Annotated in this window: 30 protein-coding genes; 10 read left to right on the top strand and 20 right to left on the bottom strand. The window is 60.7% G+C overall.

The features are described 5' to 3' along the window. Together EN846_RS04160 and EN846_RS04165 are read right to left on the bottom strand one after the other, a co-directional pair. Complete coding sequence (locus tag EN846_RS04160; protein ID WP_127282014.1) at positions 1-1566, bottom strand: bifunctional aminoglycoside phosphotransferase/ATP-binding protein; 1566 nt, start codon at positions 1564-1566, stop codon at positions 1-3. A gap of 47 nt (positions 1567-1613) precedes the next feature. Then, positions 1614-2012 (bottom strand): cytochrome c, encoded by a 399-nt coding sequence (locus tag EN846_RS04165; protein WP_127282015.1) that lies wholly within the window; start codon positions 2010-2012, stop codon positions 1614-1616. 176 nt (positions 2013-2188) lie between these two features. Here EN846_RS04165 and EN846_RS04170 point away from each other — a divergent pair, with 176 nt between their 5' ends. Continuing rightward, the gene (locus EN846_RS04170; protein WP_127392835.1) at positions 2189-3025 is read left to right on the top strand and encodes a universal stress protein; all 837 of its coding nucleotides are present in this window, start codon (positions 2189-2191) and stop codon (positions 3023-3025) included. Between the two features lie 45 nt (positions 3026-3070). Here the strand turns inward: EN846_RS04170 and EN846_RS04175 are convergent, their stop codons facing one another. The 9 genes from EN846_RS04175 to EN846_RS04210 form a co-directional block, all read right to left on the bottom strand. Continuing rightward, positions 3071-4267, bottom strand: a complete 1197-nt coding sequence (locus EN846_RS04175) for an HlyD family efflux transporter periplasmic adaptor subunit (RefSeq protein ID WP_127282017.1) — start codon at positions 4265-4267, stop codon at positions 3071-3073. A gap of 4 nt (positions 4268-4271) precedes the next feature. Further along, positions 4272-6635 (bottom strand): FtsX-like permease family protein, encoded by a 2364-nt coding sequence (locus EN846_RS04180; protein WP_127392834.1) that lies wholly within the window; start codon positions 6633-6635, stop codon positions 4272-4274. A 4-nt stretch (positions 6636-6639) separates the two neighbouring features. After that, complete coding sequence (locus EN846_RS04185) at positions 6640-7347, bottom strand: ABC transporter ATP-binding protein (protein WP_187331231.1); 708 nt, start codon at positions 7345-7347, stop codon at positions 6640-6642. 89 nt (positions 7348-7436) lie between these two features. Continuing rightward, on the bottom strand, positions 7437-7871 hold the full coding sequence (locus tag EN846_RS04190) for a pyridoxamine 5'-phosphate oxidase family protein (protein ID WP_127282018.1): 435 nt from the start codon (positions 7869-7871) through the stop codon (positions 7437-7439). A gap of 11 nt (positions 7872-7882) precedes the next feature. Further along, positions 7883-8602, bottom strand: a complete 720-nt coding sequence (locus EN846_RS04195) for a phosphoribosyltransferase family protein (RefSeq protein WP_127282019.1) — start codon at positions 8600-8602, stop codon at positions 7883-7885. 3 nt (positions 8603-8605) lie between these two features. Further along, positions 8606-9034: a DUF2267 domain-containing protein gene (locus EN846_RS04200; protein WP_127282020.1), complete on the bottom strand. Its 429-nt coding sequence runs from the start codon at positions 9032-9034 to the stop codon at positions 8606-8608. A 120-nt stretch (positions 9035-9154) separates the two neighbouring features. After that, complete coding sequence (locus EN846_RS35760) at positions 9155-9514, bottom strand: hypothetical protein (RefSeq protein WP_245493246.1); 360 nt, start codon at positions 9512-9514, stop codon at positions 9155-9157. Continuing rightward, positions 9515-9931 (bottom strand): hypothetical protein, encoded by a 417-nt coding sequence (locus EN846_RS35765; RefSeq protein ID WP_245508974.1) that lies wholly within the window; start codon positions 9929-9931, stop codon positions 9515-9517. It lies immediately after the preceding gene. Positions 9932-9952: 21 nt separating this feature from the next. Beyond that, positions 9953-10501: a Spy/CpxP family protein refolding chaperone gene (locus tag EN846_RS04210; protein WP_245478241.1), complete on the bottom strand. Its 549-nt coding sequence runs from the start codon at positions 10499-10501 to the stop codon at positions 9953-9955. A 143-nt stretch (positions 10502-10644) separates the two neighbouring features. Here EN846_RS04210 and EN846_RS04215 point away from each other — a divergent pair, with 143 nt between their 5' ends. Next, complete coding sequence (locus EN846_RS04215) at positions 10645-10872, top strand: hypothetical protein (protein WP_127282021.1); 228 nt, start codon at positions 10645-10647, stop codon at positions 10870-10872. Between the two features lie 74 nt (positions 10873-10946). Here EN846_RS04215 and EN846_RS04220 read toward each other — a convergent pair whose 3' ends face one another. Further along, a complete protein-coding gene (locus EN846_RS04220; protein ID WP_127282022.1) occupies positions 10947-11486 on the bottom strand; it encodes an Hsp20/alpha crystallin family protein in 540 nt (179 codons plus the stop codon). Between the two features lie 359 nt (positions 11487-11845). On the opposite strand from EN846_RS04220, the gene EN846_RS04225 reads away from it, so the two are divergent. Together EN846_RS04225 and EN846_RS04230 are read left to right on the top strand one after the other, a co-directional pair. Then, the gene (locus EN846_RS04225) at positions 11846-12184 is read left to right on the top strand and encodes a phasin family protein (RefSeq protein WP_127282050.1); all 339 of its coding nucleotides are present in this window, start codon (positions 11846-11848) and stop codon (positions 12182-12184) included. A 40-nt stretch (positions 12185-12224) separates the two neighbouring features. Beyond that, positions 12225-12584 (top strand): cytochrome c, encoded by a 360-nt coding sequence (locus EN846_RS04230; RefSeq protein WP_127282023.1) that lies wholly within the window; start codon positions 12225-12227, stop codon positions 12582-12584. Between the two features lie 172 nt (positions 12585-12756). Here EN846_RS04230 and EN846_RS04235 read toward each other — a convergent pair whose 3' ends face one another. Continuing rightward, on the bottom strand, positions 12757-13005 hold the full coding sequence (locus tag EN846_RS04235) for a lipoyl domain-containing protein (protein WP_127282024.1): 249 nt from the start codon (positions 13003-13005) through the stop codon (positions 12757-12759). Between the two features lie 232 nt (positions 13006-13237). Here EN846_RS04235 and EN846_RS04240 point away from each other — a divergent pair, with 232 nt between their 5' ends. Further along, positions 13238-14050 carry a universal stress protein gene (locus EN846_RS04240; protein ID WP_127310000.1) on the top strand — a complete coding sequence of 271 codons (813 nt, stop codon included), beginning with the start codon at positions 13238-13240 and terminating at the stop codon, positions 14048-14050. Continuing rightward, the gene (mgtA, locus tag EN846_RS04245) at positions 14050-16719 is read left to right on the top strand and encodes a magnesium-translocating P-type ATPase (RefSeq protein ID WP_245511325.1); all 2670 of its coding nucleotides are present in this window, start codon (positions 14050-14052) and stop codon (positions 16717-16719) included. Before EN846_RS04240 ends, mgtA begins: the two co-directional genes overlap by 1 nt. A 70-nt stretch (positions 16720-16789) precedes the next feature. On the opposite strand, the gene EN846_RS04250 is transcribed toward mgtA, so the two are convergent. Both EN846_RS04250 and EN846_RS04255 read right to left on the bottom strand, forming a co-directional pair. Then, positions 16790-17257, bottom strand: a complete 468-nt coding sequence (locus EN846_RS04250; RefSeq protein ID WP_127390799.1) for a DUF2231 domain-containing protein — start codon at positions 17255-17257, stop codon at positions 16790-16792. 117 nt (positions 17258-17374) lie between these two features. Further along, positions 17375-17770 (bottom strand): hypothetical protein, encoded by a 396-nt coding sequence (locus tag EN846_RS04255; protein ID WP_127282027.1) that lies wholly within the window; start codon positions 17768-17770, stop codon positions 17375-17377. Positions 17771-17779: 9 nt separating this feature from the next. Between EN846_RS04255 and EN846_RS04260 the strand changes: the two genes are divergently transcribed. The 3 genes from EN846_RS04260 to EN846_RS04270 are packed head-to-tail and all read left to right on the top strand — an operon-like array spanning position 17780 to position 20114. Then, positions 17780-18109 carry a PepSY domain-containing protein gene (locus tag EN846_RS04260; RefSeq protein ID WP_127282028.1) on the top strand — a complete coding sequence of 110 codons (330 nt, stop codon included), beginning with the start codon at positions 17780-17782 and terminating at the stop codon, positions 18107-18109. Beyond that, positions 18106-18771, top strand: coding sequence for a response regulator transcription factor (locus EN846_RS04265; RefSeq protein ID WP_127282029.1), 666 nt, complete (start codon positions 18106-18108; stop codon positions 18769-18771). Before EN846_RS04260 ends, EN846_RS04265 begins: the two co-directional genes overlap by 4 nt. Further along, complete coding sequence (locus EN846_RS04270) at positions 18771-20114, top strand: HAMP domain-containing sensor histidine kinase (protein ID WP_127308696.1); 1344 nt, start codon at positions 18771-18773, stop codon at positions 20112-20114. Before EN846_RS04265 ends, EN846_RS04270 begins: the two co-directional genes overlap by 1 nt. 7 nt (positions 20115-20121) lie before the next feature. Here the strand turns inward: EN846_RS04270 and EN846_RS04275 are convergent, their stop codons facing one another. The 3 genes from EN846_RS04275 to EN846_RS04285 form a co-directional block, all read right to left on the bottom strand. Continuing rightward, complete coding sequence (locus EN846_RS04275; protein ID WP_245478070.1) at positions 20122-20586, bottom strand: hypothetical protein; 465 nt, start codon at positions 20584-20586, stop codon at positions 20122-20124. A gap of 447 nt (positions 20587-21033) precedes the next feature. After that, positions 21034-21543, bottom strand: coding sequence for a nucleoside kinase (locus EN846_RS04280; protein ID WP_127308697.1), 510 nt, complete (start codon positions 21541-21543; stop codon positions 21034-21036). Between the two features lie 305 nt (positions 21544-21848). Continuing rightward, positions 21849-23267: a LuxR C-terminal-related transcriptional regulator gene (locus tag EN846_RS04285; RefSeq protein WP_245493249.1), complete on the bottom strand. Its 1419-nt coding sequence runs from the start codon at positions 23265-23267 to the stop codon at positions 21849-21851. A gap of 267 nt (positions 23268-23534) precedes the next feature. Between EN846_RS04285 and EN846_RS04290 the strand changes: the two genes are divergently transcribed. After that, positions 23535-23798 carry a hypothetical protein gene (locus tag EN846_RS04290; RefSeq protein ID WP_245478071.1) on the top strand — a complete coding sequence of 88 codons (264 nt, stop codon included), beginning with the start codon at positions 23535-23537 and terminating at the stop codon, positions 23796-23798. Here the strand turns inward: EN846_RS04290 and fixJ are convergent. Beyond that, on the bottom strand, positions 23795-24409 hold the full coding sequence (gene fixJ, locus EN846_RS04295; RefSeq protein WP_127284842.1) for a response regulator FixJ: 615 nt from the start codon (positions 24407-24409) through the stop codon (positions 23795-23797). The genes EN846_RS04290 and fixJ overlap by 4 nt on opposite strands. Next, positions 24399-25952, bottom strand: coding sequence for a PAS domain S-box protein (locus tag EN846_RS04300; RefSeq protein ID WP_127284841.1), 1554 nt, complete (start codon positions 25950-25952; stop codon positions 24399-24401). Before EN846_RS04300 ends, fixJ begins: the two co-directional genes overlap by 11 nt. Positions 25953-25996 lie beyond the last annotated feature (44 nt).

Raw genomic sequence — 25996 nt, forward strand, 5'->3', positions numbered from 1 at the left:
TTACGATGCTTCCTTCAAAGAGACGCTCCGAGAAGAGGAAGAAGCAGATAGCAAGCAATCCAGCAATTCAGCGGTGATGTCGGTGAGCTTTCGATCGGCCTCGACCCTGCGCCAGGTGGTCTGAGCTTCGCGACGCTGCAATTGCCGGGAGAGTATGTCGACAGTGGCGTCGGAAGGGCCACCCTTGCGCTCACTCACGCGCTGCCAGAGAACGAGCGCGTCCGCCGCCAACCAAAATCCGGCAAACGCGATGCCCCGCTCACGGGCGACCTTCTCAATCCGGTCACGGTCTATCTCTCGGTCGAATACGGCATCAGTGACAACGCAACCGCCTTGGGAAAGGATCAATTCGCTGCGCCATACCATTTGGCGATAGACTCGTTCCGACACGCCCGGTCGATAGGCCCTGTCCGGCAACGTCGTTTCGGCGGGCACCCCATGCATGGCTTTACGGATGCGGTCGCTCTCGACAATGCGCGCGCCAGGCGGCGCGCCGACATAGGGGGCGAGCGCCTCGGCGACGGTCGTCTTGCCGGAGCCGCTCAGGCCGCCGATCGCGATCAGCCGCGGAGGCTCGCTTCTGAGCAGAGTTCGGGCGAGTTCGAAATACGACCTGGCCTCGGCAACCAGCCTCTCGGAGTCGGAGCTGCCTTCCTCTACCTGCGTTGCAGTGACATGCGCGCGCACCGCGGCTCGCACCGCCATGAAAAAAGGCAGCAGGATGAACCCGTCCTCGTCGTCGGCTTCGTCTAGGTAGCGGTTCATCACCAGATTGGCGAATTCCGGAAAGCCCCGGTGCCAGAGGTCCATCAACAGGAAGGCGAGGTCGTAGAGTACATCGATGCCGGCTATCTTGTCATTGAATTCGATGCAGTCGAAGAGCCGGGGCCCGCCGTCGAACAGGCAGATATTGCGCAGATGCAGATCGCCGTGGCAGCGGCGGATCTTGCCCGCGGCCTCTCGCCGGTCGAGGAGGGCGGAATGGCGGGCGAGGGCGATACGAAAGGCCTCGGTGAACTGCTCAATCTCGTCTGTTTGAAAGACATGGCTGGTAGCAAAGCCGGCCGCGTTGATGTCGATCACGTCAGCGAGGTTCGATGACCCGCTGCCTGTGTGGATCTCCGACGCGCCGCGATGGTATCGCGCAATCATGCCCGCGACCGTCGTCAGCAGCGCGGGCGTCAGTTGGCCTGCGACCGCCATTCGATCGAGAAGCTTCGACTGGTCGAAGCGCACCATTTCGATTGCGGCATCAACCAGCTCTCCGGCTCCGTCGAACGCGAGCCTGCCGTCGATCCCTCGCGTGATCCGTCGCACACCCGCATAAAGGCCCGGCGCGGTCTTCGAATTGAGCTCCACTTCCTTCTCGCAGGCGGTGAGGCGGAGGGCAGGCGTCGAGAAATCGACATAGGGCAGCTTGACCGCTCGCTTGAGCTTGAAGGCGTGTCGGCCGACCAGGAAGATGCGCGAGATATGGGTTTCAACCACTTCCACTGGTCCGGTCTCGCCATATGTGGCGGGATCGAGCAGCAGCGCGCCCGCGGCTTCCTGCCTTTCAACGATCATTGCATGGCTCCTCTGCGCGGTGCCCGCGAGAACGTTCCACCTGGCGTCTATCGCTGCAGTGTCTGGACGTAGCCTGCCAGGTTGTGGATCCGTTCCGTGGTGACGATTTCTCCGGCGCTTGGCCCGTATTTCCTGACGTCATCGGGCAGGAATTGGCGGCCCCAGACCGGCATATCGCGCTCGCCATGTTCGGGCACCATGGTGCGGCCGTCGATCATGGCAAAGACGCGCCAATACGGAAATTCGCCACCATTGTTTTTCGAGAGACGCGTCAGGTCGGCCGGGCGCTTCATCAGTTCGTCGCCCAAGGGGCCGTCGCCTTTGCCATCGAGACCATGGCAGACCGCGCAGGAGTTCAGGTATTCCGCCTGGCCGTAGCTCATTTCCTGCGCAGTTGACGCATTGAAGGCCAGGCTTGTGGAAACTGCAGCGATCAGGAGCTTCATCTTCGTGTCCACCGATTGATCGGTTGAAGCTTACGCCTTCGGCGCGCGTCGCAGTTGATCGGGATCAATTGAGGCGCCGCAGATGATCTTTGATTCAGCTCAATGAACGCCGCGACCCATCTCGTTACGGTTGCAGGTGCAATTGAAGCCAAACTCAGCGGTCAGGAGCAGCTGCGATGTCATTCAAAACGATACTCACAGTCACGGAGCCGGGCATGAGTGACGTCGATCTGGAACTCGCTGCCGGCCTGTGCGAGCAGGTCAGTGCGCACCTCGCTGTTCTCGTGGTGACGCTCGCCGCGCCGCCGCCGGTAGGAGAGTTCGCAGTGGTCGTCTCAGAAGACTGGCTGAAGGAGCGCCAGGCAGATGAGAAACTCCTGAAGAAGAGAACAGCGGTCGTGGCGGCCTTCCTTGCTGGCCGCGCGCTTTCCGCCGATACCGTCAGCGCATATCCGGAAGCCGGCTGGGCCGACGAGACCATCGGTCGTCGCGCCCGGTATGCCGATATCACCATTGTGGGACCGGAAGTGCTTGCCGGCGAGACGCTGAAAAGCAAAGTGGTCGAGGGCGCGCTATTTTCTTCCGGAAAGCCTTTGCTGCTCATCCCCAAGGGTTCTAGGCCGACGCTGAAGCCGAAATGCGTAATGGTTGCGTGGGATACCCGCCTGGAGTCATCGCGCGCCGTTCGCGAGTCGCTCGACATGCTGATCGGCGCCGACGAGGTGCATCTCGCCCTGGTCGATCCTGTCGAGGGCGAAACCCATCACGGGGCGGAACCTGGTGCCGATGCCGCAGCCTATCTTGCCCGGCACGGCGTCAAAGTCACGGTCGACCGTCTGCCGAGTGCGAACCACTCTGTCGCTGACGTTCTTCGCCAGCACGCAGTCGATTGTCGCGCCGAGCTGTTGGTGATGGGCGCATACGGTCATTCGCGGTTGCGTGAACGGATTTTCGGCGGCGTCACCAAATCGATGCTCGAAGGCCCGTCCCTGCCAACCCTTCTGGCGCGCTGATCAACGAAAACACTTGGACCGGCCCGTTTCTGCGGTCGGCCAGGGCTATTGACGCCTCTCCACCGGGCCACCATCGCCAAGGGTGTCGGACGGGTGGACGACAACGGCAGCGCCGGGCTTCAGACCCGTCAGCACCTCGGCGACATCGTCATTCATGTGCCCGACCTGCACTTCCACTTGCCTAGCGCGACCACCGTCAGCGACAAAGACGTTCCACCGGTCGCCGTTTCTGAACAGCGCGCCGATCGGCACCTGCAGGCATTGGGCGCACGCCCAGACTGTCATTTCGACAAAGACCCGATATCCGTGGCCGAGCCGGACGTCGGTGTCTTCCAGATCCAGAACGACCGTAACCCTCTGCTCCTCGATGCCAAGCGCGGAAACCTTGGTGAATGCCGCTGGATCGACGCGTCTCACCGTCGCACGCAACCCATGATCGCCGCCCCAATCGCTGATCTTAGCCCCTGTCCAAGGGGCAATGCGAACGGCATCACTTGAAAGGAGGTCGACAGCGATTTCCAGATCGTGGACGTTGCCGATCTCGGCGATCTTGGCGCCAGCCGCTACCGCTTGTTCGCTCCTTGCCATGACGGCAAGAACCGTTCCGTCGATGGGTGCGAGAAGGTTGACGCAGCAGCTGTCACCGGTCGGGTCCGACGGATCGGGCTGCAGCAGGCGAGCCTCTGCGTTGGCAAGTTCGGCGTTTCTGAGCCGAATGACTGCTTTCGCCGCATCCACCGCGGCTTTCCGCACGTCGACTTCGTTGGTGAGCTTCTGCAAAGCGCTCTCCGAGACAAAGCCGGATCCGAACAGTTTGAGCGCGCGGACCAATTCGTCCTCGGCAAGCTTCAAAGCCGATTGCGCGCGCTGCAATTCGACCTCTGCAACACCGACACCAGCGCGCGCTGCATCGCGGCTGGCGAGCAATTCGGCTTCCGCCCGCCGGTCGATCAGTGGTGGGTCGAGCGGATGGATGGCAGCGACAACAGTATTGTTCGCCTTCACCACATCACCCTCGTTGACCACCGTGCGCGTCAGATGGCCCGCAATCGGCGCCGATACTGTGTAGACGTTGCGCACCCGCGTCATTCCTTCCTCTCGGACCGTGACTCGCATCGGCGCTGCGGCAACTTCAGCCAAATCCACCAGCGTTGGCTGCTCGCGCAAAGCCCAGCCGAAACCTGCAATCAACACAAGCGCGACAAGCGCGAGTCCGAGGCGTTTCATCCAGATCGACTTCATCGGACTAATCCCTTGTCTTGAGGACACGCACGAGATCCAGTCGGTCGATGCGACGCCGCACAATCAGTGCCGACAGCGTGGCCACTGCGAGCACGACCAGGCTGGCAAGCGCGAAAGTCGAACGGTTGACCACGAACGGTATGCGGAAGAGATCGCTTTCGAAGCCCCTGACCACCGACCACGAGAAGAGATAGCCGAGCATCCAGCCAAGAGGCTGCGCCAGAGCCACGATGGCTGCCAGTTCTATGAGCAGGACGCTCGAAACCTCGCTTCTGGTGAAGCCGAGCACGCGCAAGCCGGCGAGTTCTCGGGCGCGCTCGGAAAGCTGAATGCGGGCCGAGTTGTAGACAACGCCGAAGGCAATGATGACGGCAAGCGCCGTGTAGACGGTGGTCATGATTGTGATGTTCTCTCCAATCGTCTCACGGAAGCGCTGACGCGATATGCCCTGCAGCGCGATCGAGGCGATAGCCGGCGTTTGTTTGACGGCGCTGTAGAGGTCGCCGAGGCGTGCCGGATCGATAGCTACCCTGACCCCGGAAATGCGTGGTCCGCCGCCAACCAGCCGGTCGAGTGCCTCGGTCCGCATGTAGACGGCGAGCCCGACATAGCTCTGGACAATGCTGGTCACGGGAACGCGGACCATTTGATGCGCCCGTTCGAGCAGTTCGACCTCCGCCAAATCTCCAATTCGCAGGTCGAGTAGCGATGCGACCCTTTCGGATAGCGTGAGGCCGGCCGGTGGCGGATCGATCGGAGCGAGATCGAGATCGAGAACCCTGGCGAGATCGGCCTTTGGCGGAACACTGGAGATCACCAGCCGGCGCTCGCGATGGCCGTGGCGCAGGATCACAGCCGTTGCCCGGAACGGTTCGGCGCGCAGCACGCCAGGCATGGCGGCGACCGACTGCAGGGCGCGTGTTGATTGCTCCACACCGAATGACAAGGTCGCGTCCTGCCGCTCGGCACGGAAGAAAACCGTGTCGACCATGAACGCTATGGAATCGAAAGAGAACAGCGCAGTGACCAGCAGAGCGACGGCGAGTGAGGTCCCCAACGCCGTCAGCAAGGAGCGCAAAGGCCAGCGCAGCAGATGTCTGAACGCCATGATGGTCAATTGCGAAAACGCTGAAAGGAGACGGCCCTCGCCCGTGAGGAAGCTCTGGTATAGGGCCGGTGCAGGTGGTTGCATGGCGACCGCCGGCGGAAGCGTGATGACGCTCCAGATCGCCCGTGCCGCGCCTAACAGGGCCGCCAGTGCGCTTGTGGTGGCGGCGACGGCATAGAGGTCGAGACTCTGCTGGAAGATGAGGAAGGGAAAGGAGAAGAACCGCGCATAAAGCGTGGTGAGGCCGTGGCCTAGCCAATTGCCGGCACCCGCGCCAATAGCGATGCCGATCGATGCGATCACCAGCGTCAGCTTTCCATAGTGCCAGCCGATTGCCCCCGATCCGTATCCAACGGCCTTCATCAACCCGATCTGTTCGCGCTCGAGCACGATCAACCGTGACAGGATCATGTTGACCAGGAAGGCGGACACAAAGAGGAACACCGGGGGGATGACGGTGGCCATTGCACGGAGCTGGATCAGCTCATTGTCGAGAAATGCATGCGATATCTGGTCGGTGCGCCCATGCGTCCCGATTCCTCCATATGGCTTCAGGATACGATCGACTGCGTCCTCGACCGCCTGGATGCCGGCACTGCGCTGGGTGCGCACGGCGACATCGTTGAATGCGCCATCCATGTCAAAGATGCCGGCAAGTACGGTTCGGGGCATGAAGAAGACGCCGAAGCGCCGCGGGTCTGGCACCATGTCGCCAGGGCCGAGCGCGTAGATGTATTCGGGTGTAAGTACAATGCCCGTGACGGAAAGCGTCCGCTTGCGGCCGTTCAGGATGGCATCGAACGTGCTTCCGGGCGCCATGCGGCGCGCGGTCGCGAAACGCTCGGTCACCGCTACCTCGCCGGGCCGTCCGGATTCGGGCAGCCGGCCGTTGCGCAGGTAAAGTCTGTTGACAGCAGGCTCGCCGCGATCGGGGATGGAGACGGCAATGGCGGTTGCCGGCTCCGCCATGCCAGGCATGTCCAGCAAAACCGGCTTGACGATACGCAATTCGATGCCGCTTATCCCCGCGATCGATGCGATGCGCTCGCGAAGATGCAGCGGCGCGCGCGTCAGCCCGGAAAAGACGGTGGCAAACCTGTAGCGGTTGTAGAATGCGTTGCGGGTTTGCTCCAGCGAGCGATAGCCGCCGACGGCGATGACGATCGTCGCGACGCCGCATGCCATGACAAGCGCAATGGCGAGGACTTGCGCCCACATTCGCAGCAGATCGCGCAGAAGTTTGCGATCGAGAACCGACACGACGCTACCAACTCACGTCGGCGGGCCGTGCCCGCTGGTCGTTGATGGCGACATCGGCAATGCGACCGTCCCTGAAAGTGAAGACGCGATGCGCGATCTGCCGGATACCGGCATTGTGGGTGATGATGGCCATCGTCGTCTTCATCTCCTCGTTGATCCGCGACAGCGCCTCCAGGACCAGAACGCCCGTCTTCGAATCCAGGGCGCCGGTGGGCTCGTCGCACAGCATCACTTCCGGCCGCTTGGCGATTGCCCGGGCAATCGCCACCCTTTGCTGCTCGCCGCCGGAGAGCTGGGCGGGGAAATGCGTCAGGCGGTCCTTGAGCCCGACCATCTCCAGCGCCTCCTCGGGTTTCATCGGGTTGGACGAAATCTCTGTGACCAGCGCGACGTTTTCCCAAGCGGTCAGGCTCGGGATCAGATTGTAGAACTGGAACACGAAGCCGACGTGAGCGCGCCGGAAGCGGGTGAACTGCCTCTCTGAGAAGGTGGTCAGATCCTGGTCGCGAAAGTGCACCTCGCCTGCGGTCGCGCGATCAAGCCCGCCCATAATGTTGAGCAGAGTCGACTTTCCGCTGCCCGATGGCCCAAGCAGGACGGCGATCTCTCCCTCGTACAGATCCAGATCGACGCCACGCAGGGCGAACACCTCGATCTCGCCGGCGTGGTAAACCTTGGTCACCCCATGGGCAGAAAAAATCGGAGTTTGCATGCCTTGCGGTCCTGTGGAACGCATCGACTGTTGTGGCATTCGCGGCCGGGCACCTTGACGCTCATCAAACAGTGCCTTCTCGGGGCGGCTTACTCGCTCGCCGCCCGGCCTGACACCTGCTCGATGAGGATCCGGAAGAAAACGTGCGGCGCACTGTCGGAGGCGGGAGGAATGACCGGTTTGAGCGCACCCGGTTCCCACCAATCGGGGTGCTTGCTCAACACCGACCATGCATGATCGCGCGGGAGCTGATCACGTAGTTCTTCATAACGGCCGTCGACAATTACGCTTCTCCATCCTCGCCCTTGGCCGTGTTCGTCCACCTGGACCGACACAAGCGGGTTGGTTCGCATCCAGTCAATCTTCTTGCCGGGCATGGAAAATGCATAGAGATGATTGTCCGCATGGGCGTAGTAGAACGGTACGACGTAGGGCTGTCCGTCTTTTGCGCAAGCCAGATGGCCGACACGATTGGCCGTGAGCAATTTCGTGCATTCCAAGGTAGAGAGTGTGCGGACCAGCATGGACCGACCTCCTACTTTTCTGCGACTGTTTCGCGCCGCTGTTTCTTTGTCGCGATGATCTGTTTTTGCTTCCCGCGCTGCCTGGCACTTTGCGACCGGGCCGCTTTGTCCATCGCGGAGACGACGTCTCCGTCGGACAGCTGCCGGAAGCCGAGATAGTGTTGACTGAGAGCATGAAAATGCGCCGGTTGACTGAGGCAAACAATCCAATCCGCTTCGCAGGCAAGCTCAGCCAAGGTGTCCGGGGGCGCCACGGGAACGGCCACGACGACCTCTCGAGGCGAGCGTCTTTTGAGGGCACGGATCGCGACCTTCATCGTCGTGCCGGTCGCGACGCCGTCGTCGACGATGATTGCGGTCTTTCCAGCGATCGACAACGGCGGATGTTTTCCGCGATAGGCAAGCCGCCGGCGCTCCATCTCGGGCCGCTCTCTGGCGATCAAAGTGCGAAGTTGGTCATCGTCTAGCGAGTAGGCTTCGACGATGTCTCGATTGAGCACGACATCCGGAGGATTGCCATCGACGATCGCCGCAACAGCCAGTTCGGGGTTCCCCGGCGCTCCCACCTTGCGCACGATAATCAGGTCAAGTGGGGCCCTGAGGGCCTTGGCCACTTCTGCGGCGACAGGAACGCCGCCCCGCGGCAATGCCAGCACGACAGGCTGATGCAGCCGGAGCTTCTCCAGTTCGATGCCGAGCTTTTGTCCGGCTTCCTGACGGTCGCGAAACATCGGTCAACCTTCCGGCCACAGATGACGGAGCGACGTCTTCATCGAATTGCGAACCTGCACGATCTCGCCATGCGAAATGTGACGGTCGAGGAGCTTGAAGACCGCTTTGATCGCCGTATCGATATCGACGCCCGGTTCGTAGCCAAAGCTGTCCCTGACGCTGATGACGAAGTCGCGCTTCTTTCGTTCCGACACGGGTGCGTCCGACGGCTTCCAGCCTTCGAAATAGACACCCCTGATAAGCGTTGGCAGCTGAGCGGAAAGGTCGGCCATTTCCTCCGGCGACAGCCAGTTCCGCAACGTGTGAAGGACGGATTTCAGAAACCGGTATGCGTTCCGTTCATTCCAGCCCAAGTCCCGGGCGAGCTCGCTCACCCATTGCTGCGCCTGCTCGGCCGAGTGGGTAAGACTTGCAGTCGAAGTGTGGATCATCAGGGAACTCCTTCATCTCCATACGGGCATGTTAATGCATAAGAAGACTCTCGCATTGAGCCGCATCAAGTTGCCGGCGAAAAGCTGAGTATGTTCCCCTTTTATAATGGGATGATCTTCCTACTCTTGGTCTGCCGTCCTTCCTTGACGTTGGCGGGTGAAGGGTTGACCTGCCTGATCCGATGTCATGCTGACCCCGTTGCCACCTCCCTCCCGTTGCGCGCTCATCTTTGTCGATATCGATGATCGAACCTGCCGAGACTGCATCGCCAGGCCATCCATGCAGCGAATGAAGTTGTCCGCAATGGTCTCGGACGGAGCAGGCAGGATCTTGTAGGTCCTCATTTCGGCACCCGGTTCCGAGCGGGAGAAACTCAACTCATAGTTTCCGGCAAGCACGGCGTTGAGGAAGGGAGCGGCAAACTCGGCGTTCTGCGTCGTCGCCATTATCGTACCGTCATCATAGGTTTCGTAGTTCAACTAGCCCAGCGAACTGAAGGTCGCGGAATTGAAGTTCGCGTTCGCAATCTGCGCGAGGTCGGCTCGTTCGACTGCCACAATGTCGGCCACACCCATGAGAAAGCCGGCCAGCACCGCCCCGTCGGCCTTGGTGTATCCGCCAAGCGTTATGAACTTGACGAGTTCGCGCGATGGCGGGCTGCTGACATCGAGGATGATCTCGCAAACCCTGGCCTCTTCGGTCTCTTCGGTCCTTTTGCCGTAGACAACTTCCGTTGGAAAGATCGTCGAGCCAGATGCATGGGTCATGCCGGGCGCAGCCAGTGCCGCCAGAAAGCCCAGAAGTCGAAACACGACGAGGTTGCGCCAGATTCCTGCGCAGATTGCCCGCATCGGCGGCTCGCACGATGGATATCCCACTCCGCTCTCTATGGCCATGTCTCCTTCAGCGAATGGAGACTATCTGAACATCATTCCATGCCCGAAGCCGCCCGACAGCCCCATGCCCATCATCGGCAGGACGATCTCGTCGGCTGCCTTCTTCTGCTGGTCGCTCAGCGTCGCGTACAGTTTCTCAACCGCCGCCCTGATCGATTTCACCTGTTCGAGGCGTGCTTCGAGATGGGTTTGCTGGTAGGCGAGCCGCTCGGGCAACGGCTTCTTCAGGAAGTCACCGTCATGAAATTCCTGCATCATACCGCGCATCAACTCGTTGTGTGCCTCGGCCGTGCTACGGATGACGCCGGCAAGCTCATCCCAGGCCGGCGCCTGTTCGTCCGTGATTTTCAGTTCCGTCTTGAGGAAAGCAACTCGTCCGTCAATGCGATCGAGCATCTCGTCTGAGTCAAAGCCGCCCATCGGGCCGCCCATGCCCCATTGGCCCATCATCATTCGACTCATGCCCCAGCGGGGCCACCAGCCGGAATCATCGTCGGCACCGGCCATTGCAGGCGCCACTGAGGCGGCCAGCATGAGTCCCGCTGCCAGAATACTGGGCAAAGTGCGCATCAGAGCCTCCTTCAGGCGAGCTACTCCATTTGCCCACAAGCCATATGATTGGGGATGCCGGCATTGATCTCGGTCAAAAAGAGCTAGGCCCGGAGCGCTCTCGAGAGTAAAATATGCCAAGTTTCCATGCGTTGAGGCATGTCATGGACCGCTATATCGCGCGCGCCAATATTGCGCATTTCGCGGATCTTCTTCGATATGAGGTGGACGCCGAGCGACGCCGCGTGATCGAGGACTTGCTGGCGCAGGAGCGCCAGAAGTTGGAGATTGCTGAAGCAAAAGCGCGCAAGCAGACCCATGCCGCCAATCCGGCCGAAGGCAGTGAACTTCCGGTTCGAATGGACGAGCAGAGACGGCGACGCCCTGCTTGAGCGGCGCCGGTGTCGATTGCTATGCCCATCGCCTCAAACGCCGGCTGGGCGTTGAGCGGTGACCGAACTTCATATCAAGCGGCCTTGACTGTGATCTTCTTCTCGGCCTTCTGGGCTTCCGCGGTCTTGGGCAGCTTCACCGTCAGCACGCCCTTGGCGAAGGTCGCATCGATCTTGTCGGCGTCGACGCCTTCAGGCAGCTGGAACGACCGCTGGAAGGAACCATAGCGACGCTCGGAGAGATAGTAGTCGTTGTCCTTCTCTTCCTTTTCCTCCTTCTTCTCGCCTTTGAGCGTCAGTATGCGATTGGCGAGCTTGATCTCGACGTTCTTCTCGTCGATGCCGGGCAATTCGACTGTGATCTCATACTCCTTGTCCTTCTCGACGAGATCCATCGCCGGCGCGACCAGCCAGTCCGCATTGCGCAGCGCCGGCAGTTCGCGACCAAAGAGGGAGCGTGTCGAAGGCAGGCGAAAGTCGAACGGATGAAAATCGTCGAAGAGCCGGTCGATTTCACGCCGCAGGCTTTCGAACGGACCAGTCCAGTTGCCGGCTGGGGCCGGCGCAGTGCTCTTTTCTGTTTTGACAGGCAGTTTGGTGGCAGCTTCGGCCATGGGTCTTCTCCTTGCGAGCGAGTTGATCGGCAGGTACCGCCGCCTCGACCCGTCCACCCCTCCAGGGAAGGGGCGCCAGAGCCCGAGGTCGGCGGACCGCTCGCCAGGAACCCTTGCCGAGTTGGTTCATCGCTTCGCGAATCCGCGCTTTCGGCGCGATCCTCCGCGCCCGCTTCGCCAAAGCCGGTAAACCTGACGAGGGCTGCATCAAAGCACCTCGCTGACGGAGCCGTATTGATCTGGGTCAAGGGTTCCGCGCCTGGGTACTGCGGCAAGGTGATACATTGATCTCGATCAACGACGTTCCGTCGGCTCGGGTTAGCTTTCTTGAAATACCCATGACGAACGGAATGGACCCAATGACGATGACCAATGGCCAGAAGTTCCTCTTTGCCGCGGCCGACCTTCAGGCGACTGCTCTCAAGGCCGTCATAAGTTATCAGATCGAAACGCTTTCCTTCCTCAAACGCCGCTGCGAGCAAAACGTCAAACTGATCGATGATCTCTTCGCTGGTGGCGAGTTCGTGGACGTTTTCGATGTCACCAGCAATTTTCTGCAGAACGCGACCTCAGCTTATGCGACCGAGGCCGGCAACTTCGCCCGTGTTGGGTCGCGGCTCACCTCGGACATGGCCAGACGCGTGCGCAGGCAAGCCGAGAGCGCCATCGAAGACATCGCGGCGAGCACGGCAGCGTGATCGGCTATCGAGGAAGTACAGCTATGGACAAAACCACCGGATGGGTATTGCGATGAACCCGCCACGGCTGAGCCGGCTTTCAGCATCTGCTCTCCATGTGGTGACCCTTGCTGCGGCACTTGGCCCGTCCGGCGGTTGCGCAAGCGCCGACCCGGTATCGCACGGGAAGGCATTGGTCGAAGCCAATTGCGCGCGCTGCCACGCCATCGGAAGAACGGACAAAAGCAGCCACCCCGACGCGCCTGCATTTCGCGTCTTGTCGCAGCGCTATCCGATTGTCGATCTCGAGGAGGCGCTGGCCGAGGGCATTTCAACGGGCCATCCCGACATGCCAGAGTGGGTTGCCAGCCCCGATCAAATCGACGCCATCCTTGCTTACATCGAAAGCCTCCAACGGTAATGACCGCTGCGGCCATGACGATCTTGAGCCGATCTGCGGCTAGCCTCCTCCTAGGAGGACGCAACCGGTCGGCGGCGCGGCCAGGCGACGGGGTGTTGGGTCTGCAGTGGCTACGCTCTTGAGACTATGGTTGAGGGGCGCGCGCAATTGTCGGCGTGAGGCGTCGCCCGCCTCACGCAGATCGGGACTCCAGCGTTGCCAGGATCGAGCCGGGTTCGATGACGGCATTCGCCGCGGCGACAATCGTCGCGCGGCCGGCTGCAGGCGAGACAATCTCGTGCAGCGCATCCTCGACTCGAATTTCTGCTATCCGATCGCCAGCCCTTACCGCGTCACCGCTGGCAATGAACCAACGCTCCAAGATACCCTCGGGCAACATGCTGGATGCCCATAACGCCTCATCGGCTTTGATATATTCCATCGCAATTCTCCTTCGCGACTGCACGATATTCCCTTCACCAAGGTTGGCCTTGATCATGATCAAAGGACAGATCGAGCGCGAGTGATCGCGTCGGGTGGCCCACCTTGCAGAGGTTCTTGCCGTCGCCCGGGGGGTAATCGAAAGGCGTTGCGTTTTGACCCGCGTCAAGGCGACGGAGGCTGGCGGATGCACTTCATCGAACGTCGACATCTTCACCGAAGGGCGCCCCGCAATGTCTTACAAGTCGATCATCGTTAACCTCGCTGTGGATGCATCTCCTGCACCCATTGTGAAACTGGGCGTCGAACTGGCCGAGCGTTTTGGAGCGCACCTTATCGGCCTGGCGGCTGCAGATGTTCCGCCGCTCGTCGCCACCGGCAGCGGCATGGTCTACGAAGGCGAGATCTTGCAGGTCCAGCGAACCGAGATCGAGAAGCGGCTTGCGGAGCTGCGTGCCGAATTCGAGAAGCTGGTTCCGGCATCGGTGAGCAGCGAATGGGGGCAGGCAGTCAGCAGTCCAACCCGCTTCCTGAGCGTTTCCGCCCGAGCCGCCGACCTCATCGTTACCGGTGGTGGGGATGGAGAAGATGTCTTCCGTGCCGTGGATGTCGGGAGCCTTGCGCTGGGAACAGGCCGACCAGTCCTCGTCACCGCAAGCAATGTCGAACATGTCATGGCACAGACCGTGCTGGTCGCCTGGAAGGACACCAGGGAGGCGCGACGGGCGATAGCCGATGCATTGCCTTTCCTGGCCGTGGCCAACGAGGTCATTGTCGCCACCATCGATACAGACCGCAGCGAGAGCGCCCGATACAGCCTCGCCGATGTCGCGGCTTATCTCGAAAACCATGGCATCATGCCGCAAACCGAACTGCTGGCTGGCGAGGCGGAGGGCGACCGGCTGGTTGCGTTTGCGCGTTCAATCCATGCCGACCTGATCGTCTCCGGCGCCTACGGCCACAGCCGCCTGCGGGAATGGGCCTTTGGCGGTGTCACCCGCTCGCTGATCGAAGACAGCAGCATCAACCGCTTCATGTCATGCTGATGGTTTCTGGTATCGTGCCCGGCGAAGTCGGCCAACAACCCGTCCCCGCACCGACGGGAATTGTTGACGACGACGCCTTTTGGTCAATGGAGATCAATGATCTTCTGCGACGCCTCAAGACGTCGGTCTCTGGGCTTGGCACCTCCGAGGCCGTATCAAGGCTGTCGAAATTCGGCACAAACACACCAGCATCGCAGTCAGGCACCTCGATACTAACAGTGTTCGTCCGCCAGTTCCGTAGCCCGCTTGTCCTGATCCTCATTTTCGCGGCCGCCGTGTCGGCCTTCGTCGGTCAGAGCCAGGAGGCTGCGATTATCGGCGCGATTGTGCTGGCTAGCTGTGTCCTGAGTTTTACCCAGGAATACGGCGCGTCACGTGCGGCAGAGGCGCTCAAAGGGCGCATTTCGCGCAAGGTCGCAATCCTGCGTGACGGCGTCGAGCGCTCGATCGGAGCCGAAAAGGTTGTGCCCGGCGATGTGATCCGTCTCTCGGCGGGAAACCTTGTTCCCGCTGATGGCATCATTCTGGATGCGCGCGATTTCAATGTCAGCGAGGCAGTCCTGACCGGCGAGACGTTTCCAGTTGTAAAAGCGCCGGGCCGGTCGGCGCCGGGCGCTTCCGTCGCACAGCGCGCCAACGCCGTCTTCGCAGGGACGTCGGTCCGCAGTGGCACCGCGACTGTGCTTGCGGTGGCAACCGGCCAGCGCACCGAGTTCGCGTCAATCGCAGCGGCCCTCGAACGACGTGTCCCGGAGACGGACTTTGCCCGCGGGATCAGGCTTTTTGGCTATCTGATGACGGAGATCATGCTGGCGATTGTCATCCTGGTGTTCTTCGCCAATCTTCTTCTCCATCGGCCGCTGATAGAATCGCTGTTGTTTTCGCTGGCGCTGGCGGTCGGCCTTACGCCAGAACTCCTTCCGGCGATTATCAGCGTGACGCTGGCTCGGGGTGCTCACGCCATGGCGGCCAATGGCGTCATCGTTCGCCGTCTCGACGCCATCGAGAATTTGGGCAGCATGGACCTGCTCTGCACCGACAAGACCGGAACGCTGACGGAAGGGATCATTCAGCTCGATGGATGGCTCGATCCCGATGGCAACTCATCGGCGGATGTCCTGCTCTGGGCGCGTCTCAACGCGACCATGCAGACCGGTTTGAAGAACCCGCTTGACGAAGCGATAGCCGGCACGCAAGGCGGGGACGCAAGGTTGACCGCCTTTGCGAAGGTCGACGAGATTCCCTACGACTTCATCCGTAAGCGCCTTTCCGTTGTCGTGCGGACCAAGGACGCCGAAGACCTCCTGATCACAAAAGGCGCAGTGCAGAATGTCCTGAACGCCTGTGGGTTTGTTCGAACCGCAAAAGGGTCACAACCCTTGGACGACACGCTTCGCGCCGCAATCGACGAGAAGTTCCGACGATGGAGCGCGGACGGCTATCGTGTCCTGGGAGTGGCAATCCGCCACATCAAAAGCCAGGGCGCCGGATCTAGGAAGGAGGAGACCGATCTGACGTTCGCTGGCTTCCTGCTCTTCCTCGATCCGCCGAAGGACGGCGTCATGGAGACGCTGGCGGCACTCGCTCACCGCGGCATTACCGTGAAGGTCATTTCGGGTGACAACCGTTACGTCACCGCGCACCTTGCTGACGCACTCGGCCTGCGGGCTGACAGGATCATGACCGGTGAAGACCTGTCGAAACTGACAAAGAGCGGACTTTTCGCAGGCGTCCAGCAGACCGATCTCTTCGTGGAGATTGACCCTAACCAGAAAGAGCGCATCGTTCAGGCTTTGCGCAGCTGTGGCCATGTTGTCGGCTATCTAGGCGACGGCATCAACGATGCGCCCGCGCTGCACGAGGCGGACATCGGCATCTCCGTCGACAGGGCTGTTGATGTCGCCCGCGAGGCCGCCGACATCGTCCTCCTCAAACAGGATCTGGACGTGCTCGTGCGCGGGATTGACGACGGCCGCAAGACGTTCGCCAACACGATGAAGTACATCTCCATCACGACCAGTGCCAATTTCGGCAACATGATCAGCATGGCCGTCGCGTCGCTGTTCCTGCCTTTCCTGCCGCTCCTGGCGGCACAAATCCTGCTCAACAATTTCCTGTCCGACATTCCTTCGCTGGCCATCGCCACCGACAATGTCGACCGGGACCAGCTGCGCCGGCCGCGCCGTTGGGACATCAGCTTCGTCAGGCGATTCATGGTCGGCTTTGGCCTGGTCAGCTCGCTGTTCGACCTTGCAACCTTCGCTTTCCTGCTGCTTCTTGCGAATGCGACGGCGGCTACGTTCCAGACAGGATGGTTCGTCGAGTCGCTGCTGACAGAACTCGCCATCGTGCTCATCGTGCGCACGCACAAGGCGTTTTGGATGAGCCGCCCCAGCCCGCTGCTTGCCTGGCTTACGCTTGCTGTCGCGCTTGTCGCGATCGCGATGCCCTACGTTCCCGTCGCCGCAAACTTCGGCTTTGTGCCTCTACCTCTGCCTGTGCTTGTCGGGCTCATCGCCATCACCGGGGTCTATCTATTGGCCTCGGAGATGACGAAGCGCTGGTTCTTCGAACATGAAAACAGACACCAGCATCGATCAAGGGCGGGGCGCGCCTTCGGCGGGACCATACCCCATTCAACCAGCATCAAATCAGAGCCGCATGGCTGAGGTCGGGAGCATGGTGGGGAATGCAGGCACTTTGCCTATCGACAATTGTCGACAGGCTTGGAGACAGGCCTCAGCCGCCTGTGGCGGCTCTGGCCACATTCACACCCAGATCATAGACAAGCAGGCCGCCGTAGTAGGCGGTGACGGTTACAAGTGCCGCGCCTGCAACTTCGATTACAGGAACGGCGATCGCCAGGGATCCCAACTCGCGATTGCGGACCCACAATGCGAATCTGACGACCCCCCAGGTCAGAAGGGCAAATGCCGTGATTCCGCCAGGGCTTTCGTGCGTCTCCGCTATGGCGCTGCTGAAGCCGGCAGCTTCGGCATGGTCAAGCGCCAGTCCGCCGTAGAACCAGGTTCCTGTGGCGAAGACTCCTGCTGCGAGCGCAACGAAAGTGGAAATCGTGCCCACGCCCGAGCGTCTCGTCACGGCATTGCTGCTCGCAAGTGCCACGAGGTCGAGGACCACGAGCGTGTAGATGAGCACAATTGGAAAATGAACGAGGATGGGATGGATATGCTGGATTGCGATCATCAGAAAAAACTCTCCGGAGACGGGCTTGGAAATTGGCGAAGCGAAGGGGACTCGGCGTTGGAGACGAGCTGCGGGGCCTGGCGTCAATGATGCCCAGGCAAGATTAGGTCGGTGATTTCAGTCGTCTTCTCCCAAGCCGTCGTCGTCATCGGGGCTGTTCAAAGCGGCCTTGTCCGAGGTGAGACCGTCGCCGCATTCGTCGTCATCGCCCACGCCCCTGATGGCCTTGGGGCCGGTAGCATCCTGCATGGGGATAGCGTCGAGATTAATCGGTCCGGGCTGCGCGGCGGAAGACGATGCGCTGCATGAGCCTTCGTCCGATCCAGCAGCCGCCGGCGCGGCAAAGATGGTCAGGGTCCCAAGTGCTAGGAGCAAAAACAAGGAATTGCGCATGGTTTCGACGTCCTTCTCGGCGCTGCCATGATTGGCGGCCATCATGCCTTGATAGAGAACTCTTGCTTGCAGGCAGCTGAGGATGGTTGACAGCGGATTGAAAGCTTCGACGTGCGACAAGCCGAGTTCATGATGGCCAGCTTGAAGCGCCTCGCTATCTTGGGCCTGACCGCGTTTGTCCTGGTCCAGCCGGTCGGCACGCACGCCGACGAGGACGACGATGGCGACCACGACCGGGCGCGCGACCTTTATGAGCAGGGCGAAATAAAGGGCCTTGCCGATATTCTCGACATCGTACGCACGCAGGCCCCGGGCGACGTCGTCGCGGTCAAGCTCGTGCGTAGAGCCAACAAATGGGTCTACCGGTTCCAGGTCGTCGGCGCCGATGGCCGGCGAACGATCGTCGATGTGGACGCCGGTGCCGGTGTCATCCTGCGCGACGGGGAGGGAGACAGATGAAGATCCTCCTGGCTGAGGACGAGGCCCGCATAGCTGCCGATGTCGCGACTGCTCTCAGGGCATCCGGAATGGCTGTCGATGTGGTGCACGACGGCGAAACTGCCTGGTTCGCTGGCGATGTGGAGAACTATGACGCTGCCGTTCTGGATATCGGTCTCCCCAAGCTCGATGGTCTTACTGTCCTGAAGCGCTGGCGGGCCAACGGGCGCCGGTTTCCGGTTCTCATTCTGACTGCAAGGGGGATGTGGACGGAGCGTGTCGAGGGCATTAATTCCGGCGCTGACGACTATCTTCCGAAGCCCTTTGAAATGGAAGAACTGCTTGCCCGGTTGCGGGCAATCCTGCGTCGCTCGGCTGGGCAGGCGGCACCCGTGTTGAAGTCCGGGCCGTTGCTTCTTGACACCCGCCAGATGCGCATCACTCTCCGTGGGATACCCGTTTCGCTTTCGCCGCTGGAATACCGGCTCCTGGCGTTTCTGATGCATCACGCCGGGAGGGTGGTGGCGCCGACCGAACTTGCCGAACATCTGTACGATTCAGGTAACGACCGCGATCCGAACACGATCGAGGTCATTGTAGCGCGGTTGCGACGGAAGCTCGGCAGCGATGTCATCGAAACACGACGCGGGTTCGGGTATCTGATGCCCGATGATCCCGCCTGATGGGCAACTCGATCCGCTTCCGGCTGTGGTTGGCGGCAACCATCTCGATTCTTGTCGCACTCGCGATCGCCGGCGCCGGCTTGCGCTATTTGTTCGAACTTCACGTCGAGCGGCGCGTGGTGGGCGAACTAACGGTCGACCTCAACGAACTCATCGGCGCAACAACTTTCGCCAGCGATGGTCGCCTTGTTGTGGCCCCGGTGCTGACCGACCCGCGGTTTGCCAATCCACTCTCCGGCTACTACTGGCAGGTGGAGGACATCGCCACCGGCAGCTTTGAGCGTTCGCGATCATTATGGGACGCCAAGCTGCTCCTCCCTGCCCGGAGCGCAAGTGGTGGGCTGCGAACCGTCGAGGAGTTCGCGGGCCCGGGCGGAGAACTCAGTATTGCGGTCGAGCGTACGATCATCGATGCTGGAGGCCACTCCTTTCGTGCAATCGTGGCGGAAGATCATCGAACCGTTGAGTTGTCTGTAGGCGAATATGTTCGCGATCTCGCTCCGGCTCTCTTGATGCTCGCTGCAGTCCTAATGGCCGCGTTTTTCATCCAGATCACCATCGGCCTTGCTCCGCTGGAGACATTGCGGGTCGCCGTCAGAAACGTGATCGCGCAGCGAATGGCACGGCTCGATGTGGTGGCACCAAGCGAGGTGCAGCCGCTCGCGGACGAAATCAATCGTCTTCTCGATGCCCAGGAAAAGGCGCTTTCGCGAGCGCGTTCGCGTGCCACGGATTTGGCGCACGGCCTCAAGACGCCACTGCAAGTCCTGTCGGCCGACATCCGAGCGTTGCGCAAGAAAGGCGAGACGGATCTGGCCGACGAGATCGAGAAGAGCGCAGGAGCGATCCGGCGCCATGTCGAGCGGGAGCTGGCGCGCGCGCGCCTCGCGCCCGGCGTCTCCGGCAAGGCATCCTGCCTTGTGTCTGACGTCGTGGCTGGCGTCGTTGCAGTCGTCAAACGGATACCAAGCGGCAAGCAGCTTTCATTCAAGATGGACGTTGCGGAAGATCTAACGGCGCCAATCGACGAAGGCGACCTGTCGGAAATCCTCGGCAATCTGGTCGAGAACGCGGCACGCTATGCAAAGTCCTCAGTCCGTGTCGATGCATCGGAGGCAGCTGGAGAGGTGATTGTCACCGTCGCGGATGATGGCCAGGGTATTGCGGATACCGATCGGGAGTCCGCCTTGTCGCGTGGCGTCCAGCTCGACAGCAGGGGCGGCAGCAACGGCCTTGGCTTGGCCATCGTTTCCGACATCGTCGAAGCCTACGGCGGACGCCTTGCCATGGCTAACGCCGATCCGGGTCTGGCTGTGACCATTTCCTTGCCGCGACACGGTTGAGCCTGCTTCAGGCAAAGCCCGGGAAATAGTCGACCTTTATCTTCGAGCGGCGAACGCCCATCGCCAGCAGTTTCTGACGCAGCGCCTTGACCATCGCTTGCGGGCCGGAAATGTAGAAAGTGCGCTCGAGGTAGTCGGGTATTGCCAGACGTATCAGGCGCTCGTCGATGTAGCCGGGATACTGCCCGCGCTCGCCACCGCGCGCCACAGCGTGGACCGTCATTATACCAAGTTCCTGCCTGGCCGCGCCAAGCACGTCGCGATATGCGATGTCCTGCTGTCCCTCGGTTCCGTAGAGCATGACGATCGGTCGCCGCTCCTTGCGGTCGAGGAGATATTGCAACATCGAGCGGAAAGGCGTGATGCCGATGCCCCCGGCCAGGAAAGCGATCTTGGTTTCACGTCGGGCGGGCAGCGTGAAGTTGCCGGCCAGTTGCGCGGCGTGGATCGTGCTGCCTGGCTTCATGGTCATCAGTCCGCGCTTGAAGGCGCTTGATTGCGGATAGAATTTTACGCCGAGCCGGACCGTTTCCTCCGTCGGCGCCGAGGCCACCGTGAAATAACGGCGGTTGCCGCGATTGTCGGCACGATCGAGGCCAAGCGTCCATTCAAGATATTGGCCAGCCTCAAAGGCGAGCTTGCGCGGCGACCGGAAGACGAAGTCAAAGCTATCGACGGCCGATATTGAGCCTTGCAGAGGCGACCCATCTGGTACGCTTCGGATGCAATATCCCACGACCAAGCTGACAACTGGCTGTCAGCCGAGGGCGGGCTGCGAGGCGCCGTGAAAGCTCAAGGGATACGCAGGCTGCGGCCGGGTACAGAGTCTCAGCGCCGCTGGTGAGCCGTTCAGGCGACTAGCGTCTTCCCGTAATATTTTCGAATGCTTCCCCATCCTATTCGCGATGCGTTCAGGGCTTCAGGCGAGTTGAGCGAGGATATTGTCGACGACGCTTGGAACCGTACCCGCCGTGTCGATATCGATGCCGACGAGAAGATATTCCCGGGTATGATGGTTGCGCAGTACCAGCCGCCGCTCGGCCGGATCGAAACCTGGCTCATTCGGTCGCCCATCTAATCGTCGGTTCAAAGTCTCAACGTCTACGTCGAGCACAAAGACCTTGTCGAATAAGTCCAGGAATTTATGGAAATTGCGCGATCCGCCGCAGAAGAAGGTGGCAGGATGGGTCGTGTCGGCAGCAATGGCCCGGACCTTGTCGACGGGCCAAATCCAGTGCGCATATGCCCAAACGATGCGATCCTCGCCTTCGGGTGGTCCTGGCAATGCCTTGCCTGTTTCAGGGTCGCCGACATAGGCCAGGACCCAGTCACCGTGGACGACATGATAACCCCGCCGCTCCAGTTCGGTAGCGACAGACGTTTTTCCAGTGCCGGAACCGCCTTCGATCAGATAATTCTTGAGTCCCATAGGCCCGCTTATCATGTCGTTCAATCCGGCGAGAAGAAGCTCTCGCTCAACCGACCGCTTCAGCTAATCAGGGCAGCAATCGGTCTGCGGATCAATGGCGAGTGTAACGTAGGAGCGGAACATCGGTTACGGTGGAAGTGAGGGCACTTCTGATCGTTAGCTCGCGCCCAGCGCCGCCCCCGATTGACGACCATTCAAAAACTAACTCGGTCGCAACGGCAGCTTTGCATCCATGAGCGGTCATTCGCCGCTTGTGCTAAGGCTGCTGGCTCAGGAAAGCTGCCGGCCTCAGAAACGGAAAGAAGTTACGATAGACCCGCACGCCGGGAGCCCTCTCTGATTGCGGCAATGGCCACTGGATTGGTGACCGGGTACGTGTTGATGAACAGTTCGGGAGTGAAGCTCGGGAACTCGTCCTTCAGTCGCGCAGCTATCTTGGTGGCCCGCAGGGTTTCACCAAGCATCGCATGAGCCATTGCAAAGAACAGAAGCGTGGCGGGCGAGTCGGACGGGGACCGACGCAGCCCAACCAACGATTCCCGGTACAGGCCAAGGACAAAGCAGCAGCGCCCCAACATTCCAAAGTACCACGGAACATTAGGATTTAGCCGGATCGCTCGCTTGGCCAATTCGTAGCCATGCTTGGCGTCGCTCCCAACAAGAGCCAAGCTTCCTGCAAGCAAGGCAAGTGTGTCAGCGTTGTTTGGGGACGACGCCAAGACTCGCTCATGTTCTTCGACAGCAGCGTCGATATCGCCCTGCAAAGCCCGAAGATCAGCGAGCATTATTCGTGCGTAAATATCGGCCGGATCGAGGGCCAGCGCTTTCTTGACACATGCGCTCCAGCTCTCAATAGAGACAGAAACATCATCGGAAAACCCGTTGCAAGCATCCACAGCATGCGCAAGAGCCAGCGCGGTCCAGGCTCTTGCAAGACCCGGATCAAGCTCGACTGCACGCGTCAGTAGCCGTATCCCTTCCTTGTTCGAATCTCGGGTGAAAAGGTGCTTCTGCTCAAGGCCAAGCAGGTAGCAATCATAGGCTTGCAAACTTGTTGGTGGCCTCCGACGCACTGCATCGCGTCGCAGGTTGGCGAGTTGACCGTGGCAAGTAGCAACGACATTGATGACGTTTTCGGTCACGCTGTCCAGCATCGCAAACAGGTTTTCTGCGGACCGATCATAACGCGCTGTCCAAACATCAACCCCTGTGCGGGAGTCGACGAGTTGCACCCAGATGCGTACCCGCTGGCCCTCCGCTTGCACGGTTCCTTCCATCACATAGTCGGCACTCAACTCTCGTCCGATGGATCGAACATCATCGCGCCGCTCCTTGTATGAGAGCATTGTCTGGCGGGCTATCACGCCCAAGTCGGGGTAACGGGCGAGATCAACGATGATGTCCGCCGACAACCCTTCCGCGATACGCGTCCAGCGTTCTTCTCCACCGAGGTTGTCAAACGGGAGAACTGCGACGACAGGCGGCCCACACAGGTCTGTCGAACGGCGTTCGAATGGTAACTGGTCGAGTTCTTGGAGGCGGCGATCCGCAAGCAATGCAGCGAGCGCCACTTTGCTGCGAACGTCGAGTTTCCGATAGATCGCCGACAGATGGGTCCGAACCGTGGCCGGCGCTATGAAGAACATCTCGCCGATTTCACGATATGTCATCCCCTCAGCGAACTTTGTCGCTATCATCCGCTCCCGGTTCGACAGAACGGTCAAGGGATTGTCTACGACTCTAAGCATCGCCCTCAACCTCGAACCGCTGTCGGCGAGAAGCCAGATTTAGCGAGGGCAGAAAGTACTACAAATGCGGGCCGAAAACACCGCATTTGTGTGATTCCGTCTGGCGGCCCTGGCCCAAGCCTATGTCGACCGGCGCACTCTCTCCGCGGTTAGCATGGTGATCTAGTCGGGACAGGAGGCGTGTCAAATCGGCGGCCCGGCCTGCCGGGCGTCGGGGGCAGACCTTCGAATGCTTTGAAAAAAATGATTCAAGTCAAAGCGCGGGCCGACATTTCCCTCAATGGTGGCGGGATGTGGAATCCGATCGCAAGCGCTCCGTTTGGTCGAAATCTCGAACTGGCCGTTATCGACGAGGACGGCCTGCACGCGCTCGTATTCCCCTGCAGGAAGGTGCAGGAAGGCTGGCGGGATGCCGTCACCGGCGTGCGCGTCGACATCCGCCCAACACACTGGCGTGACTGGGAAGCAGAAAATAGGCAGGCGGGTTCGCTTCCCGCCCCGGCCTAGTGCTTGGAATCGGCGATCAACGCCATGCGTACCAGATGCGACAGGCTGCCGGCGCCCATTTTGCTCATGACGTTTGCGCGATGGATCTCGACGGTGCGCGGACTGATGCCGAGGTCGTAAGCTATCGACTTATTAGGCAGTCCCGACACCAGTCCGTCGAGCACCTGTCGCTCACGCTCCGACAGGGTCGATAGGCAATTTCGGATCTCGGCGGCTTGCGGGTGCGTTGCGACCGCCAGATTGCGGTTGTCCAGCGCTGATCGAATCGCATCGATGAGCACCTGATCGTCGAACGGCTTCTCGATGAAGTCGGCGGCTCCCTCCTTCATCGCCTGAACGGCGAGCGCAACATCCGCATGACCCGTCATCACGATTACCGGGACGGTATGTCCGCGTGTCCGCAGCTGCCGCAGGAACTCTATCCCGTCGATGCCGGGCATACGCACGTCGGTGACGATGCAGCCATCGATAGTCTTCGGCGCAGTCGCGAGAAAGGCGGTCGCGGACTCATGCAGGCGCACGGCAAAATCAGCTGTCGCGAGCAGGAAGCCAAGCGACTTGCGAACATCGACATCATCGTCAACCACATGCACGACATCACTACCGGCCATTGGCGACCTCTTCCTTCTCCACGACGCGCAAGGTGAACCGGAAAGCGGTTCCTCCGCCTGGCATTGGCTCGGCCCAGATATGACCGCCATGCGATTCAACAATAGTGCGACAAATCGACAGGCCGACACCCATGCCCTGTTTCTTGGTGGTGACAAAGGGCTGGAAGAGCTGGGTCGAAACCTCGGGCGCCAAGCCCGGGCCGGTGTCTACCACGCTCACTTCCGCCATTCCGTCGCTACGTGCGGTCGTAGCCACCCGCAACTCACGGCGCGGTGCCCCCTGCATGGCCTCGACGGCATTGCGCATGAGGTTGAGCAGAACCTGCTGGATCTGGATGCGATCGGTGAGCACGAGCTCGGCTGCCGGGTCAAGATGATAGCTGACGCGGACATCGGCCTCCCTGGCGCCGACCAGGGCTAGCGACGCGGCCTCTTCGATCAGCTTCGGCAGCCGTTCGACCTGTCGTTCGCTTTCACCTCTTGAAACGAAATCGCGAAGGTGCCGGATGACATCTCCCGCCCGCAAGGCCTGTTCCGCCGCCTTCTCGACGGCGTCCCTCAACATTGGCGCGTTCTCTTCCGTGCTTTTCTCAAGCAGCCTGCGACTGCCCTTCAGATAGTTGGTAATGGCCGTCAACGGCTGGTTGATCTCATGCGCAAGCGTGGAGGCCATTTCGCCAAGCGCGGTAAACCGCGCCATGTGAAGCAGCTCCTGTTGCTGCTCCTGTATTCTGGCTTCTGCCCGATGGCGTTCGGTCAGGTCGCGGCAGAAGCCGGTGAAGAAGCGTCCGGTTCCCGGATGCATCTCGCCGACGGAAAGTTCCATGGGAAAGGTCGAACCATCCTTGCGCATTCCGGTGACCGTGCGACCAAGCCCGATGATCCGGCGCTCTCCGGTTGTCAGATAGCGGTGCAGATAGGCGTCATGCTCGTCGCGATAGGGTGCCGGCATCAGCAGGCTGACATTCTGGCCTATGACTTCGCTCGATGCATAGCCGAACAACGTCTCTGCGGCTGTGCTGAAGGATTGGATGCGGCCTTGCTCATCGATGACGACCATTGCATCCGGCACCGTTGCCAAGATCGAACGCAGATGGTCCTCACGCAGCCGAAGTGCGGCATTCGCAAAGGACAGCTCGCTAACATCCGTGCCTTCGACGAAGATCGCAGTGACGCGGCCATTGTCATCCTTGATCGGCTGGTAGACGAAATCGAGGATGCGCTCTTCTGCGGGCTCATCGGGCCTGTTGCGAAGGACGACCTTTTCCCCCTGGCCTCTATGTGGCTCGCCGGTCTTGTACACCTCGTCAAGCCGTTCGAAAAACGCTTGACCTTCGAGCTCGGGAAGCGCCTCGCGCACCGGCTTGCCAATCACCTGCCTGTTGTCGATCAGACGTTGGTAGGCGGCGTTGGTCAGTTCGAAGACATGATCCGGCTCACGCACGAGGGCCATGAAGCCGGGAGCCTGCTCGAACATCTGTGACAGAACGGATTTCAGCTTCGTCCCGCCGACCGGCAAAATAGGCGCTTCGTCTTGGCTCACCTGAAGTCCTTGGATTCGGCCACTCTTGCAAGAAGGGCTAATTA

Origin of the sequence: Mesorhizobium sp. M4B.F.Ca.ET.203.01.1.1, assembly GCF_004791025.1 — a bacterium.
GTDB lineage: Bacteria > Pseudomonadota > Alphaproteobacteria > Rhizobiales > Rhizobiaceae > Mesorhizobium > Mesorhizobium abyssinicae.